Source organism: Micromonospora sp. CPCC 206060 (assembly GCF_036906895.1).
Lineage (GTDB): Bacteria > Actinomycetota > Actinomycetes > Mycobacteriales > Micromonosporaceae > Micromonospora.
Genome location: NZ_JBAKHU010000247.1, coordinates 1 through 952, shown reverse-complemented (window position 1 = coordinate 952; position 952 = coordinate 1). Strand labels below are relative to the sequence as shown.

The 952-nt window shown below is 69.2% G+C and carries 1 protein-coding gene and 1 pseudogene; both read left to right on the top strand.

The window, feature by feature from the left end:
- A pseudogene (locus V6U90_RS33545) lies at window positions 1–190 on the top strand (hypothetical protein); the annotation flags it as partial.
- Between the two features lie 34 nt (window positions 191–224).
- Window positions 225–911, top strand: coding sequence for a TIGR02679 domain-containing protein (locus V6U90_RS33540; protein ID WP_334445217.1), 687 nt, complete (start codon window positions 225–227; stop codon window positions 909–911).
- The last annotated feature ends 41 nt before the right edge of the window (window positions 912–952 follow it).

Below are 952 nucleotides of genomic sequence, written 5' to 3'. Positions count from 1 at the left end.
ACGACCACCCACAACCGCCGGACACGACACCCCCGCCCAACTCACTCAAGAAGAAACGCACCCTAGCCGGGGTCACTTCACCTCCCGCCACGACCTGGCAGACAAGATCGAAGACTTCGTCATCGCCTATGACCGCACCGCCAAGCCGTACCGCTGGACCTACGAAGGCAGCCCACTCAAAGCCACATGAACCCCCGAAGAACTAATGCGGCGCTGCACTAGCCCTGCTGTGGCAGCACCTGCCCGCCGTCGGCCGTCCGCTGCCGGAGCTCGCGAACTCGCTGTTCGGCAATCCGCACCATCTCGACCGTGACGCCGACCTCGGCCGGCTGGCCGCCCGCCTGCTCGCCGCCGCATACACCACGGACCCCGGCGCCGCCGCAGCTGCGGCCGGCACCGCGTTGAGCGCCGACGCGTGGCGGCAGGTGTGGGCGAGCGTCGGCGTCAGCTGCGACGAAGTCTCGGCGACCGTCCTCGTCCTCAACCTGCCCTTGGCCGGCTCCGGTGCCGCAGCGGCAATCGCCGCCGCAGCCGCCGAGACCGGTGAGCCAGTCTGGCTGACCGCCCGGTCGCTGCGCCGCGCGTGGAAACCCGGATCCGGCCTTCACACCGTCCGGGTGTGCGAGAACCCGGTCGTGGTCGAAACCGCGGCGGCACGGCTAGGCCCCCATGCTCTGCCACTGATCTGCGTGTACGGGCGCCCGTCGATCGCGGCATGGCTGCTACTGGAGGGTTTGGCCGCCGCCGGGGTCCGTCTGCTCATGACCTGTGACCGCGACACCGCCGGGCAGCAGTTCCTCACGGAACTCCTGCGCCTGCCCGGCGCGGTCGAATGGCTGGCTGCCGCTGACGGCATCTACGAGGAATCGAGGCTACCGGACCTGCTGATGGGTGCGTTTCTTCTTGAGTGAGTTGGGCGGGGGTGTCGTGTCCGGCGGTTGTGGGTGGTCGT